The sequence below is a fragment of the Nocardia sp. NPDC004860 genome, assembly GCF_040609015.1.
Lineage (GTDB): Bacteria > Actinomycetota > Actinomycetes > Mycobacteriales > Mycobacteriaceae > Nocardia.
On record NZ_JBEXJI010000009.1, the window covers coordinates 130141 to 149340 of the forward strand.

At 67.4% G+C, this 19200-nt stretch carries 17 protein-coding genes; 8 read left to right on the plus strand and 9 right to left on the minus strand.

Going from position 1 to position 19200, the window contains the following annotated elements:
* Window positions 1–44: 44 nt before the first annotated feature.
* Window positions 45–224, minus strand: coding sequence for a hypothetical protein (locus tag ABZV44_RS19160; protein ID WP_354837754.1), 180 nt, complete (start codon window positions 222–224; stop codon window positions 45–47).
* Between the two features lie 230 nt (window positions 225–454).
* Here ABZV44_RS19160 and ABZV44_RS19165 point away from each other — a divergent pair, with 230 nt between their 5' ends.
* The 5 genes from ABZV44_RS19165 (at window position 455) to ABZV44_RS19185 (ending at window position 5879) form a co-directional block, all read left to right on the plus strand.
* Window positions 455–895: a carboxymuconolactone decarboxylase family protein gene (locus ABZV44_RS19165; RefSeq protein WP_354837756.1), complete on the plus strand. Its 441-nt coding sequence runs from the start codon at window positions 455–457 to the stop codon at window positions 893–895.
* A 109-nt stretch (window positions 896–1004) separates the two neighbouring features.
* The gene (locus ABZV44_RS19170) at window positions 1005–1715 is read left to right on the plus strand and encodes a metallophosphoesterase (protein WP_354837758.1); all 711 of its coding nucleotides are present in this window, start codon (window positions 1005–1007) and stop codon (window positions 1713–1715) included.
* 177 nt (window positions 1716–1892) lie between these two features.
* Complete coding sequence (locus tag ABZV44_RS19175) at window positions 1893–2336, plus strand: CBS domain-containing protein (protein ID WP_354837760.1); 444 nt, start codon at window positions 1893–1895, stop codon at window positions 2334–2336.
* A 19-nt stretch (window positions 2337–2355) separates the two neighbouring features.
* Complete coding sequence (locus tag ABZV44_RS19180; RefSeq protein WP_354837761.1) at window positions 2356–3645, plus strand: ArsB/NhaD family transporter; 1290 nt, start codon at window positions 2356–2358, stop codon at window positions 3643–3645.
* 83 nt (window positions 3646–3728) lie between these two features.
* Window positions 3729–5879, plus strand: a complete 2151-nt coding sequence (locus ABZV44_RS19185) for an acyltransferase family protein (RefSeq protein ID WP_354837763.1) — start codon at window positions 3729–3731, stop codon at window positions 5877–5879.
* A gap of 75 nt (window positions 5880–5954) precedes the next feature.
* Here ABZV44_RS19185 and ABZV44_RS19190 read toward each other — a convergent pair whose 3' ends face one another.
* The 8 genes from ABZV44_RS19190 to ABZV44_RS19225 all read right to left on the minus strand — a co-directional run bounded on the left by ABZV44_RS19190 (window position 5955) and on the right by ABZV44_RS19225 (window position 15327).
* The gene (locus tag ABZV44_RS19190; RefSeq protein ID WP_354837765.1) at window positions 5955–6767 is read right to left on the minus strand and encodes an alpha/beta hydrolase; all 813 of its coding nucleotides are present in this window, start codon (window positions 6765–6767) and stop codon (window positions 5955–5957) included.
* Window positions 6768–6903: 136 nt separating this feature from the next.
* Window positions 6904–7239, minus strand: coding sequence for a helix-turn-helix domain-containing protein (locus ABZV44_RS19195; protein ID WP_354837767.1), 336 nt, complete (start codon window positions 7237–7239; stop codon window positions 6904–6906).
* A gap of 353 nt (window positions 7240–7592) precedes the next feature.
* Window positions 7593–8522 (minus strand): potassium-transporting ATPase subunit C, encoded by a 930-nt coding sequence (locus ABZV44_RS19200; RefSeq protein ID WP_354837768.1) that lies wholly within the window; start codon window positions 8520–8522, stop codon window positions 7593–7595.
* Entirely contained in the window at window positions 8522–10672 is a 2151-nt protein-coding gene (gene kdpB, locus ABZV44_RS19205; protein WP_354837769.1) for a potassium-transporting ATPase subunit KdpB, read from the minus strand. The genes ABZV44_RS19200 and kdpB overlap by 1 nt, the downstream gene beginning before the upstream one ends.
* Window positions 10669–12345: a potassium-transporting ATPase subunit KdpA gene (gene kdpA / locus ABZV44_RS19210; protein WP_354837770.1), complete on the minus strand. Its 1677-nt coding sequence runs from the start codon at window positions 12343–12345 to the stop codon at window positions 10669–10671. Before kdpA ends, kdpB begins: the two co-directional genes overlap by 4 nt.
* Window positions 12346–12540, minus strand: a complete 195-nt coding sequence (gene kdpF, locus ABZV44_RS19215) for a K(+)-transporting ATPase subunit F (RefSeq protein WP_354837771.1) — start codon at window positions 12538–12540, stop codon at window positions 12346–12348. It abuts the gene before it with no gap.
* A gap of 300 nt (window positions 12541–12840) precedes the next feature.
* Complete coding sequence (locus ABZV44_RS19220; protein WP_354837772.1) at window positions 12841–14583, minus strand: protein kinase; 1743 nt, start codon at window positions 14581–14583, stop codon at window positions 12841–12843.
* Between the two features lie 78 nt (window positions 14584–14661).
* The gene (locus ABZV44_RS19225) at window positions 14662–15327 is read right to left on the minus strand and encodes a hypothetical protein (RefSeq protein ID WP_354837774.1); all 666 of its coding nucleotides are present in this window, start codon (window positions 15325–15327) and stop codon (window positions 14662–14664) included.
* Window positions 15328–15771: 444 nt separating this feature from the next.
* Here ABZV44_RS19225 and ABZV44_RS19230 point away from each other — a divergent pair, with 444 nt between their 5' ends.
* The 3 genes from ABZV44_RS19230 to ABZV44_RS19240 are packed head-to-tail and all read left to right on the plus strand — an operon-like array spanning window position 15772 to window position 19135.
* Complete coding sequence (locus ABZV44_RS19230; RefSeq protein WP_354837776.1) at window positions 15772–15924, plus strand: hypothetical protein; 153 nt, start codon at window positions 15772–15774, stop codon at window positions 15922–15924.
* Window positions 15921–18437, plus strand: coding sequence for a sensor histidine kinase KdpD (locus ABZV44_RS19235; protein WP_354837778.1), 2517 nt, complete (start codon window positions 15921–15923; stop codon window positions 18435–18437). Before ABZV44_RS19230 ends, ABZV44_RS19235 begins: the two co-directional genes overlap by 4 nt.
* Window positions 18434–19135, plus strand: coding sequence for a response regulator (locus ABZV44_RS19240; RefSeq protein WP_354837780.1), 702 nt, complete (start codon window positions 18434–18436; stop codon window positions 19133–19135). Before ABZV44_RS19235 ends, ABZV44_RS19240 begins: the two co-directional genes overlap by 4 nt.
* Window positions 19136–19200 lie beyond the last annotated feature (65 nt).

The following is a 19200-nucleotide window of genomic DNA, read 5'->3' on the forward strand; positions in this document are numbered from 1 at the left end:
GGGGGATCCATCGGAACCTGGCCGTCGCGCGGGCGATCCCGTGGCTATCGGCGATGGCCCTGGTGGACGCCGACGGGTATCCGTCCGGCATCACGGCGTCCGGACCGGGGCGCGGCGGCGGCGCCCCGCGCCGACCCTCGTACGGCGAGCACGATAACCAGCGCCAATGCGGGTCCGGTGACGAAGCACAACAGACCCAGCGCGATCAGCAGAACTGTTCCCACGTGCGGATTATTGTCCGCCGCGCCGCATTTCGCACAATTACGGCAAACGCCACCCTCCGGACCGAAGGAGCCGACCGGTCCAGCTGGGACGCGGGCCGGACACCCATCGGCAACTGCGGCCACGACCAGCGCCACGCTGGTGTGATCGAGGCCACAGCGGCCCACCCGTCACGTCCGCGGGCCCTGTCTCGTCCTTGGTGTGGAAACGAACCGGAGGAAAGGACGACACCATGTCGCGTTTGAACATGCAGCAGGCGGCCCCCGAGGTCTACAAGGCCTGGATCGCCGCCGAGACCGCGATCCGTCGCGGCCCCCTCGACGCCACCGTGCGGGAACTGGTCAAGATCCGCGTCTCGCAGGTCAACGGTTGCCTGTTCTGCATCGACATGCACTCCACCGAGGCCCGCAAGGAGGGCGAGACCGAGCGGCGGCTCTGGCACCTCAACGCCTGGCGGGAGTCCGAGCTCTTCACCCCGGCCGAGCAGGCCGCGCTGGAATACGCCGAGGCCGCAACGCAACTCGGCCCGCACGGGGTGAGCGACGAGATCTGGGCGGGCGTGGAGAAGCACTTCGACGAGGGCCAGCGGGCGGGTCTGGTCGCGGTGACCGCGCAGATCAACCTGTGGAACCGGATCGGCGTCCCGCTGCGGCTGGAGCCCCTGGGCGAGTAGGCCCGCACCGGCCACGGCCCGAATAGCGTTGACAGCCAGGAAGGTTCTGTGGCTGGCTGACGGTATGGGCCGTGGTGAGAGCGATTCCGGACGCGTCCGGATCGCGGCAGTGGGCGATCTGCACATGCGCGAGAGCATGCGCGGCCGATTCCGGCCCGCCCTGCTGGAGCTGGGTGAACGCGCGGATGTGCTGCTGCTGGCCGGTGATCTGACCAATGGCGGCACCCTGCGCGACACCGACGCGCTGTGCGCCGAGATCGAGGAGCTGCCGGTCCCGGTGGTCGCCGTCCTGGGCAATCACGATCATGACCGCCGGCTCGGCTTCCGGATCTCGGTGCGGCTCAGCGGGATCGGCGTCCACATGCTCGACGGCACCGCGATCACCCTGCCCGTCAATGGGATTCGCCTGGGCATCGCCGGGGTGATGGGCGGCAGCGGAGGATTTCCCGGCCACCCGGGCAATCCCGCCGAGGGCAGTGTCGAACACCGCGCCCGCTTCCGCCGCGGCCCCGCCGACGCCACCCGCCTGCGCGCCGCCCTGGAATCCCTGGACACCGGTCTCCGCATCGCCCTCATGCACTTCTCCCCCGTCGTGGACACCCTGGCCGGCGAAGCCCCGAAGATCTACCCGGGCCTGGGCTGTCACGATCTCGCCGAGGCGGTGGACGCGGCCGGCGCCGCCCTCGCCATCCACGGCCATGCCCACGGCGGCACCGAATTCGGCCGCACCGCAGGCGGCGTGGAGGTCCGCAACGTCTCCTATCCGGTTATCCGCACGGCCTGCCGGGTGTACGAGCTCAGCCACCCAGGCGACAGGTAAACCCGTTCGCGGTACCGTTGACGAAATCTCTACACACGGTGTGCCGGGAAGTCTGGTCGGCCGGTCCGAAACCTCGGGCCGCACGGTCCTACCTGGGAGTTTCGATGCGGCATCCGTTTTCGATCTTGACGTATTCTGCTGCCGTGAATGCCCGGCTGTTCGTCGTATCCTGCAGTTATGCATGCCGCTCAGATGGCCGAGGACTATCCCGTGATCGATCTGGACTCCGACGCGATCGACGCGGCGAAGTTGCTGGCCGAGCATCGACTACCCGGGATTCTGGTGACCGATGCCAAGGGGGAGCCGCATTCGGTGCTGCCGGCATCGCAGGTGGTGCTGTTCATCGTGCCGAAGTACGTGCAGGACGATCCGTCGCTGGCGGGGGTGCTGAACGAGTCCATGTGCGGACAGGTGGTGAAGCGGTTGCGGGGCAAGAAGGTTCGGGATGTGATTCCGGAGCGGCTCACCAAGATTCCGGCGGCGAAGGCCGACGACAATATCGTCGAGGTGGCCGCGCTGATGGCGAAGTACAAGTCGCCGCTGGTGGCGGTGCAGGACGGGACGACGCTGCTCGGCGTGATCACGTCCGCGCGGCTGCTCGAGGTGGCGCTGGCGAACTGAGCCCGCCGGGGCGGCAGTCGTGACCGCTGTCGCCATCGCCGTTTTCGTCGTCGCGTATGTGCTCATCGCGACGGAGCGGGTGCACAAGACCATCGCGGCGCTGGTCGGTGGGGGCGTGGTCATCGGCATCGGCATCCTCGACTCCGACGACGTCTTCTACTCGCACGAGACCGGCATCGACTGGAACGTCATCTACCTGCTGCTCGGCATGATGATCATCGTCGGGGTACTGCGGCAGACCGGCATCTTCGAGTACGTCGCGATCTGGGCGGCCAAGCGCGCCAAGGGATCCGCGCTGCGGGTGATGATCCTGCTGGTGCTCATCACCGCCACCGCGTCCGGCTTCCTGGACAATGTCACCACCGTGCTGCTCATCGCCCCGGTCACCCTGCTGGTGTGCGAGCGCCTCGAGGTGCCGCCGGCGCCGTTCCTCATCGCCGAGGTGCTGGCCTCCAATATCGGCGGCGCGGCGACCCTCATCGGCGACCCGCCCAACATCATCATCGGCAGCCGGGCGGGGCTGTCGTTCAACGACTTCTTCCTGAATCTCACACCGATCGTGCTGATCACGCTGGCCGTGTTCACCCTGCTGCTGCCGCGCCTGTTCCAGGGCTCCTTCGATGTCGATCCCGAACGCGCCGCCGACATCATGCAGCTGAACGAGCGCGAGGCGATTCGCGATCCGAAGCTGTTGATCAAGTGCGGAATTGTGCTCGCCGCCGTGTTCGCGGGATTCTTCGGCCACCCGGTTCTCCACCTCGAACCGTCGCTGGTGGCATTGCTCGGCGCGGGCGCGCTGGTGCTGATTTCCGGTCTGCCGCAACGGGATTACCTGTCCGCGGTGGAATGGGAAACGCTGCTGTTCTTCGCCGGTCTGTTCGTGATGATCGGGGCGCTGGTGAAAACCGGTGTGATCGCCCGGCTGGCGAAATCCGCGACCGAACTCACCGGCGGTGACGCGCTCGTGGCAACGCTGCTGATACTCGTGGTCTCGGCGGTGCTGTCGGGTGTCATCGACAACATCCCGTACGTGGCGACCATGAGTCCACTGGTGGCCCAGCTGGTGGAGCACGTTCATCACCCGGCCCAGGGGAATGCCCTGTGGTGGGCGCTGACACTGGGCGCGGATTTCGGTGGCAATCTCACAGCAGTCGGGGCCAGCGCGAATGTGGTGATGCTCGGCATTGCACGGCGCTCGGACCATCCGATCTCGTTCTGGGAATTCACCCGGAAGGGCATTCCGGTGACCGCGGTCACGATTGCGGTGGCCGCGCCATATCTGTGGCTGCGCTATTTCGCATTCGCCTGACCAGCGACAATCGGCACAACACGGACCTGTTCTGTGTGGCGATTGGTAATTTCCGCGACCCCTGACCGACAATGGCAGCCGCCATGTCCATATCCAGCACCGATCACCCGACCGCGCCGGGCAGCGACCGACAGGACGCACCGGACGCACCCACCCGGCCCGGGGCCTACCGACGCGATCTGGACGGATTGCGTGGCGTAGCTATCGCGCTGGTGGTCGCCTTCCACATCTGGGCCGGACGCGTATCCGGCGGTGTGGACGTGTTCCTGGTGCTGTCCGGCTTCTTCTTCACCGGCATGCTGGTGCGCCGCGCCGACAGCGGATCGGTGGGGGTGCTGACCACTATCCGGCGCACGCTGCGCCGGCTGCTGCCCGCCATGGTGGTGGTGCTGGCGGCGGTGGTCGTCGCCACGGTGGTGCTGCTCCCCCACACCCGCTGGTCGAATATCGCCGGCCAGACGCTGGCCTCGCTGTTCTACTACCAGAACTGGTACCTGGCGCTGTCCTGGTCGGACTATCTGGCCGCGGATCCCTCGGTGAGCCCGCTGCAGCATCTGTGGTCGATGTCGGTCCAGGGCCAGATGTATCTCGTAGTGCTGCTGACGGTCGCCGCCGTGGCCTGGGTGCTGCGCGGCGTGGTCCGGGCAGGGGCGTGGAAACTGGCCGCCGAGTACCCGCTGCTGCGCCGCATCGGACAGGACGGCATGCTGCGGCTGACGCTCGCGGTAATGTTCGCCGCCGCCGCCTTCATCTCGTTCCGCCATGCCGGTGAAGGCGTTTCGACCCAGCAGGGCTGGAACTACTACGACACCTTCGCCCGCGCCTGGGAACCGCTGGTGGGCGGTCTGCTCGCCCTGGCCGCGCCGCTGATCCGGCTGCCCAGGCCGACGCGGGAAGTGTTCGCCTGGACCGGAATCGCGGCCATCGCCTGCTGCGGCTGGATGGTGAACGGCTCCCTGGTCTTCCCCGGTCCGGCCGCCCTGATTCCGGTCCTGGCCACGGCCGCACTGATTCTCGCGGGTGCGGGCCGCGATACCGCCGATCAGCCGGTGGTGAATCGCCTGCTGGCCACCGGACCGGTGGTGCAGCTCGGCGGGTTCGCCTACGCGCTGTACCTGTGGCACTGGCCGATGCTCATCTTCTATCTGGGTGAACAGCATCAGCGCCGGGCCGGGTGGCTGGGCGGGCTGGTCATCATCCTGATCTCGCTGCTGCTGGCCTTCGTGACCCATCATCTGGTCGAGGAGCCGCTGCGGCTGCGCTCGCGGCCCGCCGCGACCCCCGCGCTCGGCCGCGTGCTCGCCGGGGTGGCGGTGTCCACGGTCGGGGTGCTGCTGGTCGGCTCGACCCTCGCCTGGCAGTGGAGCATGGGTGCGAAGGCGCACGCGGTCGGCGAGCTGGATCCCGCCAAATATCCGGGTGCGGAGGCGCTCACCGATCACGCGCTGGTGCCGCGCGCCCCGATGCGCCCCACCACCGAGGAAGCCCCCGCCGATATCCCCTACCCCACGCGTGACGGCTGCATCTCCGACTTCGACACCCGCGCGGTCACCACCTGCACCTACGGTGACCGTGACGCGCACCGTACCCTCGCGGTGGTGGGCAATTCGCATGCCGAGCACTGGATTCCGGCATTGCAGATCCTGGGCGAGCAGTACCGTTTCCGGGTCGTCGTCTACTTGAAGATGGGCTGCCCGCTCACGGTCGCCGAGGAGCCCGTGTACAAGGGCCAGCAGAATCCGGACTGCCGCGACTGGTCGTCCGAGGTGATCGACCGGCTCGGCGTGGAGCGCCCCGACTACGTCTTCACCACCGCCACCCGCCCCAGCGACAATGGCGGCGACGAGACCCCGCAGGACTACGTCGACGTCTGGTCCGCGCTCTCCGACCGCGGCCTCCAGCTCATCGGCATCCGCGACACTCCGTGGCTGCGCCGCAACGGCATTCGCTATCGCGCCATCGACTGCCTGGCCGGCGGCGGCGATCGCCTCAGCTGCGGCATCCCGCGCGCCGAGGCCCTCAATGCGGAGAACCCGGCCGCCACCCCCGCCGCCGCCTTCCCGAACATGCACCTCATCGACCCCAACGACGCGGTCTGCGAGCACGACATCTGCCCCGTCGCCGAGGGCAACATCCTCATCTACCACGACGAACACCATTTGACCGCAAGCTATTCGCGGTCCATGGCCCCCGAACTGGCCCGCGAACTCCAGCCCATCCTGGACTGGTGGTAGCTCCATCCCGGACCGGTGGTGGCCGAAGTGCACGGGTGTCCTGAAACCTGGTGAGTGTCAGATGGATCGACCGGCTCAGCTGAGCCGGTCGAGAGCCGACGCGGTCTCGCGGACGGCCTCGGCGACGGCGTGGAAATCCTTGGCGAGGATCTTGGAGTGATTGCTGGCGACCCGTGCGCTGACCGTCAGGTTCGGGTTGATCGCCAGCAGCGGTTCGAGGGAGGCCCGGACCGCTTCGATCTCCTCCTCGGCCGCACCGAGATTGGCGCCGGTGGCCACGACGTAGCGGACCGGGCAGCGCAGCCGTTCCAGGACCGGGCCGAGGGCGGCGCAGAGCTGGTTGAGCTCGACATTGACCTCGGCGTGCTGCTCAGCGCTCATCCGCGCGGCCAGGCCGAGCGGGCGCAGCACCGGCATCATCGGCCCCATCTTGCGGAACATCGCCCGGATCCGCTCCAGGTTCTCCTCGTCGGTGAAACCCCAGGGCATCGCGCCGTCGGCCGACACGACGCCCGCGATGCGGTCCGGGTTCCGGTCGGCCCAGTGCACCGCGACCAGCGCACCGTAGGACCAGCCCACCAGAATCGGCCGCTGCTCCACACCCCGCGCCGCGAGCACGGCATCGACATCCCGCACACAGGCGTCGAACGAGTAGTCCGCCGAGGTCGTCGACTTACCGCGCGCCCGCTCGTCGAAGGTAATGTGCCGGAACCCGGGACCGAGATCGGCGATCACCTTCTTCCAGTTCTTCTGCGTGGCATAGGAACCGTTGAGGTAGACGACCGGAACGCCGCTACCGCCGGTGTCGCTGACCGCGAGGGCCGTGTCCTCCACCGCCACCATGCCGGTCCAGGTCGAGGTGGCCGGGGAAGTGCTGTTGTTCGTCATGACAGGTTTCTCCTTGATCCGCGTCGGGCGATGTCCGCAACTGTCGTCGCCCCCGCTGCCACACACCTGACACGGGCCTGACACACCCCCTGACACGACGATTCCGGGCCCGATGCTGCGCGGACCCGGCTGGTGATCAGCGGTCGCGGGCCGAATGCGGGTGCTGGTAGAGCGCTTCCCAGACCGCGAAGCTGCTCAGCAATTCGATCGTGCGCCAGGCGCTTTCGGTCAGATGAACGGGGCCGGCGAAATCGAGGGGGTCGTCCCAGGTGCCGACGTGGTCGGCGGTGACGACGCCGTATGCGGCAAGAAGCCGGAGAACTCGCGAGACTCCGGGCCTGCGGAGGCCGAGTTCGGCGTGCAGTTGCCGCACCGTGTGCGGCTCGCGGGCCAGGAGGTCGAGCAACTCCACCACGCCGCGGTGATTCACCAGCTCACGTAGTGCGGACAGCTCATCCGCTGGGTTGTCCATCGAACCGACGCCTCGCCTTTCGACCACGGAACCTTGTCGCCACCGACGCTAGGCCGTGCGGACGGGCTGGTCGCCCGACCTTGACGGCCCCAGTCCGACCCGGCCCACCTTCTTTACCGAATCCATACGCGCTACCGATGACGCGGTCACACACCAGAATTCGGGGCCTTGGAGATGCTCGGCAACGACCGGCCCCTGCGCCGGGCGCCACCGCCTGCTGCACCATCGCAGCCACCAATCCGCACGCACCGAATACTCCGACGCGGCAAGGGCTTCCGGCGTCGATACGGTGACATGCCAAGGGGCCCGGTCGCCTTCGTGAGCGAAGCGACCGGACCCCCCGAGTCGGCTGATCAGCCCTTGGACGGGTACTTGCTGTCCAGGTCGTAGTTCAGCTCGACGACATTGACCGTGGGCTCACCCATGAAGCCCAGGGCCCGGCCGCTCCGGTGGGCATCCACGAGGGCCTTGATCTGATCTTCGGAGACGTGGCGCGCCTTGGCAACCCGCGCCACCTGGATGGCGGCGTACTCCGGGGAGATCTGCGGATCCAGGCCGGAGCCCGAGGCGGTTACCGCGTCGGTCGGCACCGGGGTGTCGGAGGAGGCGTCGCCGCGGATCGGCACGATCCGACCGGCCGAGTAGTCCTCGCCGCGCTTGGCGCATTCCACCTTCACACCCTCGTACGCCTCCTGGAAGGGGGTGGTCGGGTTCTTCGGATCGGTGGAGCAGGGCTCGTTGACGCTGATCACCTGGGTCGGGTGGGTGACCAGACCATGCGAGTCACGATCGCCCATGACCGCCAGCACCGAGCCGACGCCACCGGAGGTGCAGTACGGACGGCTGCCGTCCATACCCTCCAGCCGGCCGACCGCCGCGCTACGCGAGCACACGGTGCTGAGCAGGCTCAGCTTGTCCTTCTTCGGGTCACTGGCGTCGAGGCTGTCGACCACCGACTCCGGGCCCATATTGCCGAAGGCGGTGTTGGTCGGGTCGTAGCCGTCGGGAATGCTGCCGTCGGCCGGGGCGGAGTTGGACGGCCGCGTCTGGAAGTACTGCACCAACGCGTTGCCCTTGCCGTCGGTGAACGCCTGCCCGATCAGGCTGGAGCCCACCAGCTTTCCGTCCTTGGTGATCAGCGACCCGTCCGCCTTGTCCTTCAGCCCGGGTATCTGCGAGATGCCCAGCACCACCGCGGGATAGATGATCCCGGTGATCACCGTGAGCACCAGCAGCGCGCGCAGCGCCGCGATGTGTTGCCGGATCCAGGTTGACATACGCATTAGGACATCCCCGGGAAGAATTGGATGACGAGGTCGATGAGCTTGATCCCGATGAACGGCGCGATGATGCCGCCGAGGCCGTAGATGTACAGGTTGCGGCTCAGCAGTTTCGACGCGCTCGACGGACGGTAGTTCACACCGCGCAGCGCCAGCGGGATCAGGCCCACGATGACGAGCGCGTTGAAGATGACCGCCGACAGGATCGCCGACTGCGGCGAGTGCAGGCGCATGATGTTCAGGACGTCCAGACCCGGGAACAGCACCACGAACATCGCGGGAATGATCGCGAAGTACTTGGCGATGTCGTTGGCGATCGAGAACGTGGTGAGCGCACCACGGGTGATCAGCAACTGCTTGCCGATCTCCACGATCTCGATCAGCTTGGTCGGGTCGGAATCCAGGTCGACCATATTGCCGGCTTCCTTGGCCGCCGACGTTCCGGTGTTCATGGCGACACCCACGTCGGCCTGCGCGAGCGCGGGCGCGTCATTGGTGCCGTCACCGGTCATGGCGACCATGCGGCCACCGGCCTGTTCCTTCTTGATGAGCGCGAGCTTGTCCTCCGGAGTCGCCTCCGCGAGGAAGTCGTCCACGCCCGCCTCGTCGGCAATCGCCTTGGCGGTCAACGGGTTGTCACCGGTGATCATGACGGTGCGGATGCCCATCTTGCGCATCTCGTCGAAGCGCTCCCGCATGCCCTGCTTGACGACGTCCTTGAGGTGAATGACGCCGAGCAGCGTGGCGGTGCCCTTCTTGATCTCCGCCACCACCAGCGGGGTGCCGCCGGAGGCCGAGATGCCGTCGACGGCAACGCCGACCTCGTTCGGGACCTCACCGCCATTGCCGCGCACCCATTCGGTGACGGCGCTGGCCGCGCCCTTGCGCAACTGGTGCCCATCGGCCAGATCCACACCCGACATACGGGTCTGGGCGGTGAACTCCACCCAGCTGGCGCCGACCAGCTCGCCCGGGGTGCGCTCGCGTTTGTTGTATGCCTGCTTGGCGTACACCACGATGGAGCGGCCCTCGGGGGTCTCGTCCGCGAGGCTGGAAAGCTGTGCGGCATCAGCCAATTCATCGGCGGTGATGCCGGGCATCGGCACGAAGTCCGAGGCCTGGCGGTTACCGAGGGTGATGGTGCCGGTCTTGTCCAGCAACAGGGTGTTGACGTCGCCGGCGGCCTCGACGGCACGACCGGACATGGCCAGCACATTGCGCTGCACCAGACGGTCCATACCGGCGATGCCGATAGCGGACAGCAGTGCGCCGATGGTGGTCGGGATCAGACACACCAGCAGGGAGACCATCACGATGCCGGTGACACCGTTGATGTCGAGCGCCTGGTTGTCGCCCACACCCGGGTTGTTGACCTTCGAGAAGATGGCCAGCGGCTGCAGGGTCGCGACCGCGAACACGAAGATGATCGTCAGCGCGGCCAGCAGGATGTTGAGCGCGATCTCGTTCGGCGTCTTCTGCCGCGAGGCGCCCTCGACCAGCGCGATCATCTTGTCGATGAACGAGCCGCCCGGCTCCTGGGTGATCTCGACGACGATCCGGTCCGACAGCACCGTGGTGCCGCCGGTGACGGCGGAACGGTCACCACCGGACTCGCGGATGACCGGCGCGGACTCACCGGTGATGGCCGACTCGTCCACGGAGGCAATGCCTTCCACGACATCGCCGTCACCCGGAATGACCTGGCCCGCCTCGACGACCACGTAATCGCCGCGCTGCAGGTCGGGGGCCGCGACCTGCTCCTCGACCACCCGCGCGCCCGGGGACCAGTTCACCAGACGGCGAGCGATGGTGTCGGTCTTGGCCTTTCGCAGGGTGTCGGCCTGCGCCTTGCCGCGGCCCTCGGCCACCGCTTCGGCCAGGTTGGCGAAAATCACTGTCAGCCAGAGCCATACGACGATCGCCCAGGCGAAGAACGTCGGATGCACCAGCGCGAGAATGGTGGACCAGACCGCGCCGATCTCGACGATCAGCATCACCGGATTGCGCCACATGATGCGCGGATCCAGCTTCTTGACCGCGTCCGGCAGGGACTTCACCAGCATCTTGGGGTCGAACAACCCCGCCGAGACACCGCGTTTCGGCTTGCCGTGCGCCTGTTCCGCCGGCGCGGAATCGAGGGTGGGAGTGCTCATGAGTGGATTCCTTCAGCGAGCGGGCCGAGCGCCAGCATCGGCAGGAAGGTGAGCGCGACCAGGATGACGGTGACGCCCGCGACCATGCCGACGAACTGCGGCCGATGCGTGGGCAGCGTGCCCTCGGAGGCGGGGGTATGACCCTGCGCCGCCAGCGAACCGGCCAGTGCCAGTACGAAGATCATGGGAATGAAGCGGCCGAAGACCATGGCCAGGCCGAGTGCGGTGTTCCACCACACGGTATTGCCGGACAGACCGGCGAAGGCCGAACCATTGTTGTTGGCCGCGGAGGTGAAGGCGTACAACACCTCCGAGAGCCCGTGCGGACCCGAGTTGGCCATGCCCGCGCGCTCACCCGGCAGGGCCATGGCGACGGCGGTGCCGGTCAGCACGATCAGCGGGGTGACGAGGAAATACGAAGCGGCGAGCTTGATTTCCTTCGGGGTGATCTTCTTGCCCAGGTACTCCGGGGTACGGCCGACCATCAGACCGGCGATGAACACCGTGATGACCGCGAGGATCAGCATGCCGTACAGGCCCGAACCGGTGCCACCGGGCGCGACCTCACCGAGCTGCATGTTGAACATGGTCATCATGCCGCCGAGGCTGGTGTACGAGTCGTGCGCCGAGTCCACCGCGCCGGTCGAGGTGAGCGTGGTCGCGGTGGCGAAGGTCGCCGAATTCGAGACGCCGAAACGGGTTTCCACACCTTCCATGGACGCGCCGATGGCGGATGGCACCGTGCCGTGGTGCTGCAGCTGGAAGAGGTTCATCACGGTGACGCTGAGGATGGCCAGGGTCGCCATGACGGCGGCGATGGCCACGCCCTGCTTCTTGGAGCCGATCATGCGACCGAAGGTCCGCGGCAGCGAGAAGCTGATCACCAGCAGCATGAAGATCTCGACCCAGTTGGTCCACGCGGTCGGGTTCTCGAACGGGTGCGCCGAGTTCACGTTGTAGAAACCGCCGCCGTTGGTGCCGAGCAGCTTGATCGCCTCCTGGCTGGCAACGGGTCCGCCCGGCAGGGTTTGCGAACCGGTGTTGCCCACCGTCTGGGCGATCTGGTCGTACACGTGCAGGTTCTGGATGGCGCCGCCCGCGACGAGCACGATGGCGAACACGATCGACAGCGGCAACAGAATACGGGTGGTTCCCCTCACCAGATCCACCCAGAAGTTGCCGAGTTCGCCGCTGCGACGCCGGGCGAAACCGCGCACCAGCGCGACCGCCACGGCCATACCGACGGCCGCCGAGACGAAGTTCTGCACGCTCAGGCCCACGGCCTGAACAACGTGACCCATCGTCGATTCACCGGCATAGTTCTGCCAGTTCGTGTTCGTGACGAAGCTGATGGCGGTGTTCCACGCCAGATCCGGGGTCATCTTGGTACCCGGATCGTTCAGGTGCAACGGCAGTTTGCCCTGAATCAGCTGCAGGAAGAACAGGAGCAGCACGCTGATGGCCGAGAAGGCCAGCACGCTGCGCGCGTAGACGGCCCAGGTCATCTCGACGCCCGGCTGCACGCCGATCAGTCGATAGATGCCCTTCTCGGCCTTGGAGTGCTTCTCGCTGCTGTAGACCCGGTACATGTAGTCGCCCAGGGGCACATGCACCGCGGCCAGCGCGATGATCAGGGATACCGCGAACAGGATCCCCGCTGTTGTCGTGCTCACTCAGAACCTCTCCGGATACAGCAGCGCCGCCACCAGATAGATGGCGATACCGATGGCCAGGACCAGACCGATAATGTTCTGCGTCACAGCCGTTCCACCCCGCGTTGGATCAAGCCGAACAGTGCGAAGATCGCCACCGTCAGCACCGTGAACACCACGACAGACATGTCTCGAAACCTCTCTGCTTTCGGGCACGTCCTGAGACGCGCCGCAGTGAGTCAAGCGCCCGGATAGCCCGACTTGGAGGTCCTTTACGCCTTCTTAGCGTCCCAGCGGGTCGCATTGACGCTCCGCTTACAGGGTCACGCCGCGTGTCGCAGAGATGTCGTCGACATATCGCCCAAATCCATCAAGAAACCGTCAGGACCTGGTATTTCGACGGAATCCGGACGCGGAGAAGCCCCGGAGAGCAATGCTCTCCGGGGCTGTCGCCAGAAGCCGCATCGGGAACGGGACCGGGTGGCCGGGCCCTCGACCGTGGCCTGAACGGCGGGGTTACTTGCGGGGGTAGGTCCTGACGATGGTGCCGTCGAGGCCGGCTGCCAGGTAGGCGCTGCCGTAGTCGTCGGAGAGGTAGACGAGCAGGCTGGGCTGGTGGTCGTTGAAGGTCCAGGCGGGGTTGACGATGATGTAGCGGCTGGTGGGTTTGGGGACGTTGAGTTGCTGGGCGGCGGCGGTGAGGAGGGTGGGGAGGAGGTCCCAGTTGATGGAGCCGAGGTCGATGGTGGGCTCGGTCAGCTCACTGCCGGCGCCGTCGCGCTTGGCGGTGCCTTTACGGTAGGAGAACTGGTCGTAGAGCTTGGACTGGCCCTGGACCGGGGCGCCCGTGCTGATGTACGTCGGGTAGATCGTGGTTTCGGTGAATTGCTTGCCGCCCGTGACCTTTTCGAGGGCGGCGACGGCCTTGCGGATGCCGTCGGGAGTGAGCAGGTCGGTGGTGGCGTCGCCCTCGTCGGTGGTGGGGGCGATGACGGTGGGCGGGATGATGCCGCTCAGGGGGATGCCCGTGGGTTGCGTGGGGATGTTCGGCTGACCCGATTGGCCTTGGCCGCCGGAGGAGGAGGGCCACACAGCGATGGCGGCGACCGCGGCGACGGCCAGGACGACACCGACGCCGGCGAGGATCAAGGGGCGCGAATTGCGTTGCGGCGCAGGGTGGACAGGGTTCGGCGAGCCAGGTGGAAACGGCTGGGATGCGGTGAATCCGTGGGGCTGCTGGACTGTCGGGTATCCCGTCGTCGGTGGCGCGGTCGGGAAGCCCTGCTGCTGCGGTGCGGTCGAAAACCCTTGGGGCGGGGGCGTTACCGGGAAGCCCTGCGACGGCGGCGCGTCCTGGGGTCCGGTCGCCGTCGTGAATCCCTGGAAATGGGGCGGCGGCGTGAAGTCCCGCGGCGACGGCTGGAAGCCCTGGGACGGCGGCGTGAAGTCCTGGGTGACCTGGGCGAGCATTTGGTCGACCTGGTCGGCCGGCGGGCGGTGGCCGGGGTTGGGGACCAGCAGGGCCTGCAGGACCGGGGTCAGCTGACCCGCCTGGCGCGGGGGCGGGACCGCGCCCATCAGGACGGCGGCGAGGGTGGCCACATCGGTGTCGCGGCGCATGGGCTGATAGCCCTCGACGGCGGCGAACAGGACCAGGCCGAGGGACCAGAGGTCGGAGGCGGGGTTGCCCTCGTGGCCCTGGAGGCGTTCGGGGGCGACGTACGGGAGGGAGCCGACGACGCTGCCGGTGGAGGTGAGACCGGTGAGGTCGTTCACCGCGGCGATGCCGAAGTCGGTGAGGACGGGCGAACCGTCGGTGCGCAGCAACACATTCGGGGGTTTCACGTCGCGGTGCAGGACGCCCACCGCGTGTGCGGCGCGGAGGCCGGCCAGGATGCCGCGACCGACCCAGGCGGCCTGCCCCGGCGACATCGGCCCCTCGTCCAGCCGGTCCGCGAGCGAGCCGCCCGCGACCAGTTCCATCACGATCCACGGATGCTTCTCGGCGGGTGTGTCCACGATGTGATGAATGGCGACCACATTCGGGTGCGTGATCCGCGCCAGCGCGCGTGCCTCGCGCAGCACCCGTTCCCGCTGCACCTCCGCGGAGCCCGCGTCGCCTTCGGCCCGCACCTCTTTCAACGCCACCTCACGGTGCAGCGCGATGTCGTAGGCGCGCCACACCGTGCCCATGCCGCCACTGCCGAGTGGTTCGATCAACTCGAAACGCCCGTCGACCATTGCCCGCCCGGAATTCACGGACGACAGCTTAGGGTTCCCACACTGCCCGCGCGAGATCTCGTACCGTTCAGTCTTTTCGAGCGTGGTGAATTCCGGCTAAGTGCCCTGCATACCGTTGCCCTGCCCGGTGGCTGCGCCGAGCTCGTAACCGACGGCTGCGCCCACGACACCAGCGGAAACACCGCCCAATAACCCGCCGGCCACGGCACCCACCACACCACCGACGCCGGCCCCCGCGAGGGCGCCGCCTGCGACGCCCAAGGGCGCACCCATTCCCATGGTCGGGACGGCCATGACGACGCCGCCCGCGATCGCGCCGGCAATCGCACCGAACGCAGCCCCGATAATCGCTCCCGGCACCGCCCCGACCACTGCGCCCGGTACAGCCCCCACGACCGTGCCGATGATGAGACCGGCGGTGCCGCTATTCACATTCAGCCTGGTGACCCTGTCCGAGAAGTTGTCGTCGACCGAGTGCAGGCCGCCGCCGACGGCGGCATTGGCAGCTGCTGCAGCGTTTTTCGCCTGATCGAGCACGGTGTCGGGGACACTCTGCGGCACCGGGATGCCGAACACAGCGGGCTGTACCGGGCTCGTCCAGAGCTGCTCGACAGCCGCGGGAGCCGGGACGCTGGGCTGCGCCGCGGCGTCGCCCGCGGCGATGGAGCAGGTCACCGCGACAGCCAGTGGTATCGCGCCGACGACCGGCAGCAGGGCGCGTCGCGACGCGCTGGTCTTGGATTCTCCATACCGACGAGTCATGCGACCGCCCTCTCGCTGGATTCGACTTGGAACAGCTCCCCTGACCACTGGTTATCGGACACGTGCGTCAAGAATGATAGCTACACAGTAACTGTGTTATGCAGGAAAGTGTGGCGTAAACCACATTATTTGCCCATAAGTCGCATCGAGCCACAAGCGACTCACACATCACACGAATAGCCTCGCTATCGGTGAGCACGATGCTTGCCACTTTGTTGCTATCCGTGCGGTGGTTCACGGAGCGACTCCCGGATGCCGACATCCAGCTTGATCTCGTACCGGTGGGTCTTTCCGAGCCCGCTCGGATCCTGTCAACAACGCGAGACACCACCGTAAAGAAACCGTCAGGATCAGCGACCTGACCAGCATCGGAGGTATGAAGTGGGAACCCGCACTGGCGCACGCGCGCCCGGGCGCACACCCCCGATAGGTAAAGGAGAAGCCGTGCCGCACATCGCCGTCACCCTGATGGTGATCTTCGGGTTCCTCGGTTGCGCGCTGATATTGCGCGTCCTGGCCACCGCCGAAGGCACTCGCGAATCCATCCGCACGGCACAGCAGGGCTTCCGCGCACACCGCGCGATGATGGACGAGTGAAACGCGGGCAACTACGGATCTACCTCGGCGCGGCCCCCGGCGTAGGCAAGACCTTCTCGATGCTCGCCGAAGCGCATCGGCGGCTCGAGCGTGGGCGCGATGTGGTGGCCGCCGTCGTCGAGACCCACGGCCGCAACAAGACCGCCGAGTTGCTCGCCGGAATCGAGCGCATCCCGCCGAAGATGATCGAGTACCGGGGCACCACCATGCCCGAACTGGATGTGGACGCCGTGCTGCGGCGGCATCCGGCGGTGGTGCTGGTCGACGAGCTGGCGCACACCAACGTGCCGGGCAGCAAGCACGAGAAGCGCTGGCAGGACGTCCAGGACCTGCTGAACGCGGGCATCGACGTGGTGTCCACGGTGAATGTGCAGCATCTGGAGAGCCTCAACGACGTGGTCGAGCAGATCACGGGCGTGGTGCAGCGGGAAACCGTGCCGGACTGGGTGGTTCGCTCCGCCGACCAGGTGGAGCTGGTGGACATCACGCCGGAAGCCTTGCGCCGCCGCATGTCCCACGGCAATGTCTATGCCGCCGAGAAGGTCGACGCGGCGCTGCGCAACTACTTCCGCCCGGGCAATCTGACCGCGCTGCGCGAGCTGGCGCTGCTGTGGCTGGCCGATCAGGTCGATGCCGCGCTCGCCAAATACCGTGCCGACCACAAGATCACCACCACCTGGGAGGCGCGCGAACGCGTCGTGGTGGCCGTGACCGGCGGCCCGGAATCGGAGACCATCGTGCGGCGCGCCAGTCGCATCGCCGCCAAATCCAGCGCCGAGCTGATCGTGGTGCACATCGTGCGCGGTGACGGCCTGGCCGGGGTCTCGACGCAACGGCTGAACCGCCTGCGCGACCTGGCCACCAGCCTCGACGCCAGCCTGCACACCGTCACCGGCGAGGACGTGCCCACGGCGCTGCTGGATTTCGCGCGTCAGGTCAATGCGACCCAGCTGGTGCTGGGCACTTCCCGCCGCTCACGCTGGGCGCGCATGCTCGACGAGGGTATCGGCGCCACCGTGGTGCAGGAGTCGGGCAAGATCGACGTACACATGGTGACCCACGAGGAATCCAACAAGGGCGGCTTCCGCTGGTCCTCGCTGACCCGGCGCGAGCGCAAGGTCGGCTCCTGGTCGGCCGCGTTCATCGTGCCCTCGGTGATCTGCGCGGTCATCTACTTCTGGCTCGATCGCCTGCTGGACCTCAGCGGTGAGAGCGCCCTGTTCTTCATCGGCGTCATCGCGGTCGCGCTGCTCGGCGGTGTGGCCCCCGCGGCGCTGTCGGCGCTCTTGTCGGGTGTCCTGCTGAACTGGTTCTTCACCGAACCCCGCTACAGCCTCACCATCGACCAGCTCGACAACTTCCTCACCATCGTGGTGCTGCTGTTCGTGGCGGTCGCGGTCGCGGCGCTGGTGGATGTGGCCGCCAAGCGAACCCTGGAGGCGCGCAAGGCCTCTCGCCAGGCCGAGCTGCTGACGCTGTTCGCGGGCTCGGTGCTGCACGGCGCGGATCTCCCGGATCTGCTCGAACGCGCCCGCGAGACCTACGGCCAGGACGCCGTCAGCCTGGTCACCGACGACGAGGTCATCGCGTCGGTGGGCGAGCGCCCGCCGATGAAGGTCAGCGACGCCGAAACCGCCCTGGAGGCAGGCGATGACATGCACTGGCTGCTGTTGCGAGGACGTCCCGTGACCTCCGGGGACCGCCTGGTGCTGGGCGCGGTCGCGAATCAGGCTGCGGGACTGGTGCAGCAGAAGCAGCTGCAGGAGGAGGCCAGCGCCGCGCAGGCGGTCATGGAGGCCGACAAGCTGCGCCGCGCCCTGCTCTCGGCGGTCAGCCACGATCTGCGCACCCCGCTGGCCGCGGCCAAGGCGGCGGTGTCCAGCCTGCGCAGCGACGATGTGGAGTTCTCCCCCGAGGACACCGCCGAACTGCTGGAGACCATCGAGGAATCCGTGGATCAGCTGACCGCGCTGGTCGGCAACCTGCTGGACTCCTCGCGCCTGGCGGTCGGCGTGATCAAGCCGCAGGTGCGCAAGGTCTACCTCGACGAGGTGGTGCATCACGCGCTCATGGGTATGGGGACCCGCGGCATGCGCCGCACCACCATGGACCGGGTGAAGGTGGACGTCGACACCGTCTCGGTGCGCGCCGATCCCGGTCTGCTGGAACGGGTCCTGGCCAATCTGATCGACAATGCCGCCCGCTACTCCCCCAGGGATTCGATGGTGCGGGTGGCGGCAGAGCAGGTCGGGACGCGGGTGGCCGTTACGGTGGTCGATACCGGTCCGGGCGTACCGACCGGCCTGGAGGACCAGCTGTTCGAGCCCTTCCAGCGACTCGGCGACCGCGACACCTCCACCGGCGTGGGCCTGGGCCTGTCGGTGGTGCGCGGTTTCGTGGACGCCATGGGTGGCACCGTGCACGCGGAGCCCACCCCGGGCGGCGGTTTGACCATGGTGATCGATCTGCCCGCGGGAGACGACCCCGCGAACACCGAAGAGGAGGTCGGGTGACGAACGCGGCGGCAGCGCCGATCAAAGTGCTCGTGGTCGACGACGAACCACAGATCCTGCGCGCCCTGCGCATCAATCTGTCGGTCCGCGGCTACGAGGTGACCACCGCGTCCAATGGGGCCGCGGCCCTGCGCGCGGCCGCCGAGAAGCACCCGGACGTCATAATTCTCGACCTCGGCCTGCCCGATATGGACGGCATCGAGGTGCTGGCCGGACTGCGCGGCTGGTCCACCGCCCCGGTCATCGTGCTCTCCGCCCGCACCGACTCCTCCGACAAGGTGGAGGCCCTCGACGCCGGCGCCGACGACTACGTCACCAAGCCCTTCGGCATGGACGAACTGCTGGCCCGGCTGCGAGCCGCCGTCCGCCGCTCGGCCAGTACCGCCGACACCGCCGAGCCGGTCATCGAAACCGCTTCCTTCACCGTCGATCTCGCGGCCAAGAAGGTGACCCGCCACGGCCACGACGTGCACCTGACTCCCACCGAGTGGGGCGTGCTGGAGATGCTGGTCCGTAATCGCGGCAAGCTCGTCGGCCGCCGTGAGCTGCTGCGCGAGGTCTGGGGCCCGTCCTATGCGACCGAAACCCATTACCTGCGTGTCTATCTCGCTCAGCTGCGCCGCAAACTCGAGGACGACCCCTCCCAGCCCAAACACCTGCTCACCGAGGCGGGCATGGGCTACCGCTTCCAGTCGTGAATCCCCCCCGGACAGCGATCAGGGAGCCCTCACCACGCGGTATCGGACAGAATTCCGCGTTGAGA

Coding starts and splice junctions, on each gene's coding strand:
- ABZV44_RS19165 (WP_354837756.1), top strand. CDS start 455: ATGTCGCGTTTGAACATGCAGCAGGCGGCCCCCGAGGTCTACAAGGCC.
- ABZV44_RS19175 (WP_354837760.1), top strand. CDS start 1,893: ATGCATGCCGCTCAGATGGCCGAGGACTATCCCGTGATCGATCTGGAC.
- ABZV44_RS19185 (WP_354837763.1), top strand. CDS start 3,729: ATGTCCATATCCAGCACCGATCACCCGACCGCGCCGGGCAGCGACCGA.
- ABZV44_RS19190 (WP_354837765.1), bottom strand. CDS start 6,767: ATGACGAACAACAGCACTTCCCCGGCCACCTCGACCTGGACCGGCATG.
- ABZV44_RS19195 (WP_354837767.1), bottom strand. CDS start 7,239: ATGGACAACCCAGCGGATGAGCTGTCCGCACTACGTGAGCTGGTGAAT.
- ABZV44_RS19200 (WP_354837768.1), bottom strand. CDS start 8,522: ATGCGTATGTCAACCTGGATCCGGCAACACATCGCGGCGCTGCGCGCG.
- kdpB (WP_354837769.1), bottom strand. CDS start 10,672: ATGAGCACTCCCACCCTCGATTCCGCGCCGGCGGAACAGGCGCACGGC.
- ABZV44_RS19225 (WP_354837774.1), bottom strand. CDS start 15,327: ATGACTCGTCGGTATGGAGAATCCAAGACCAGCGCGTCGCGACGCGCC.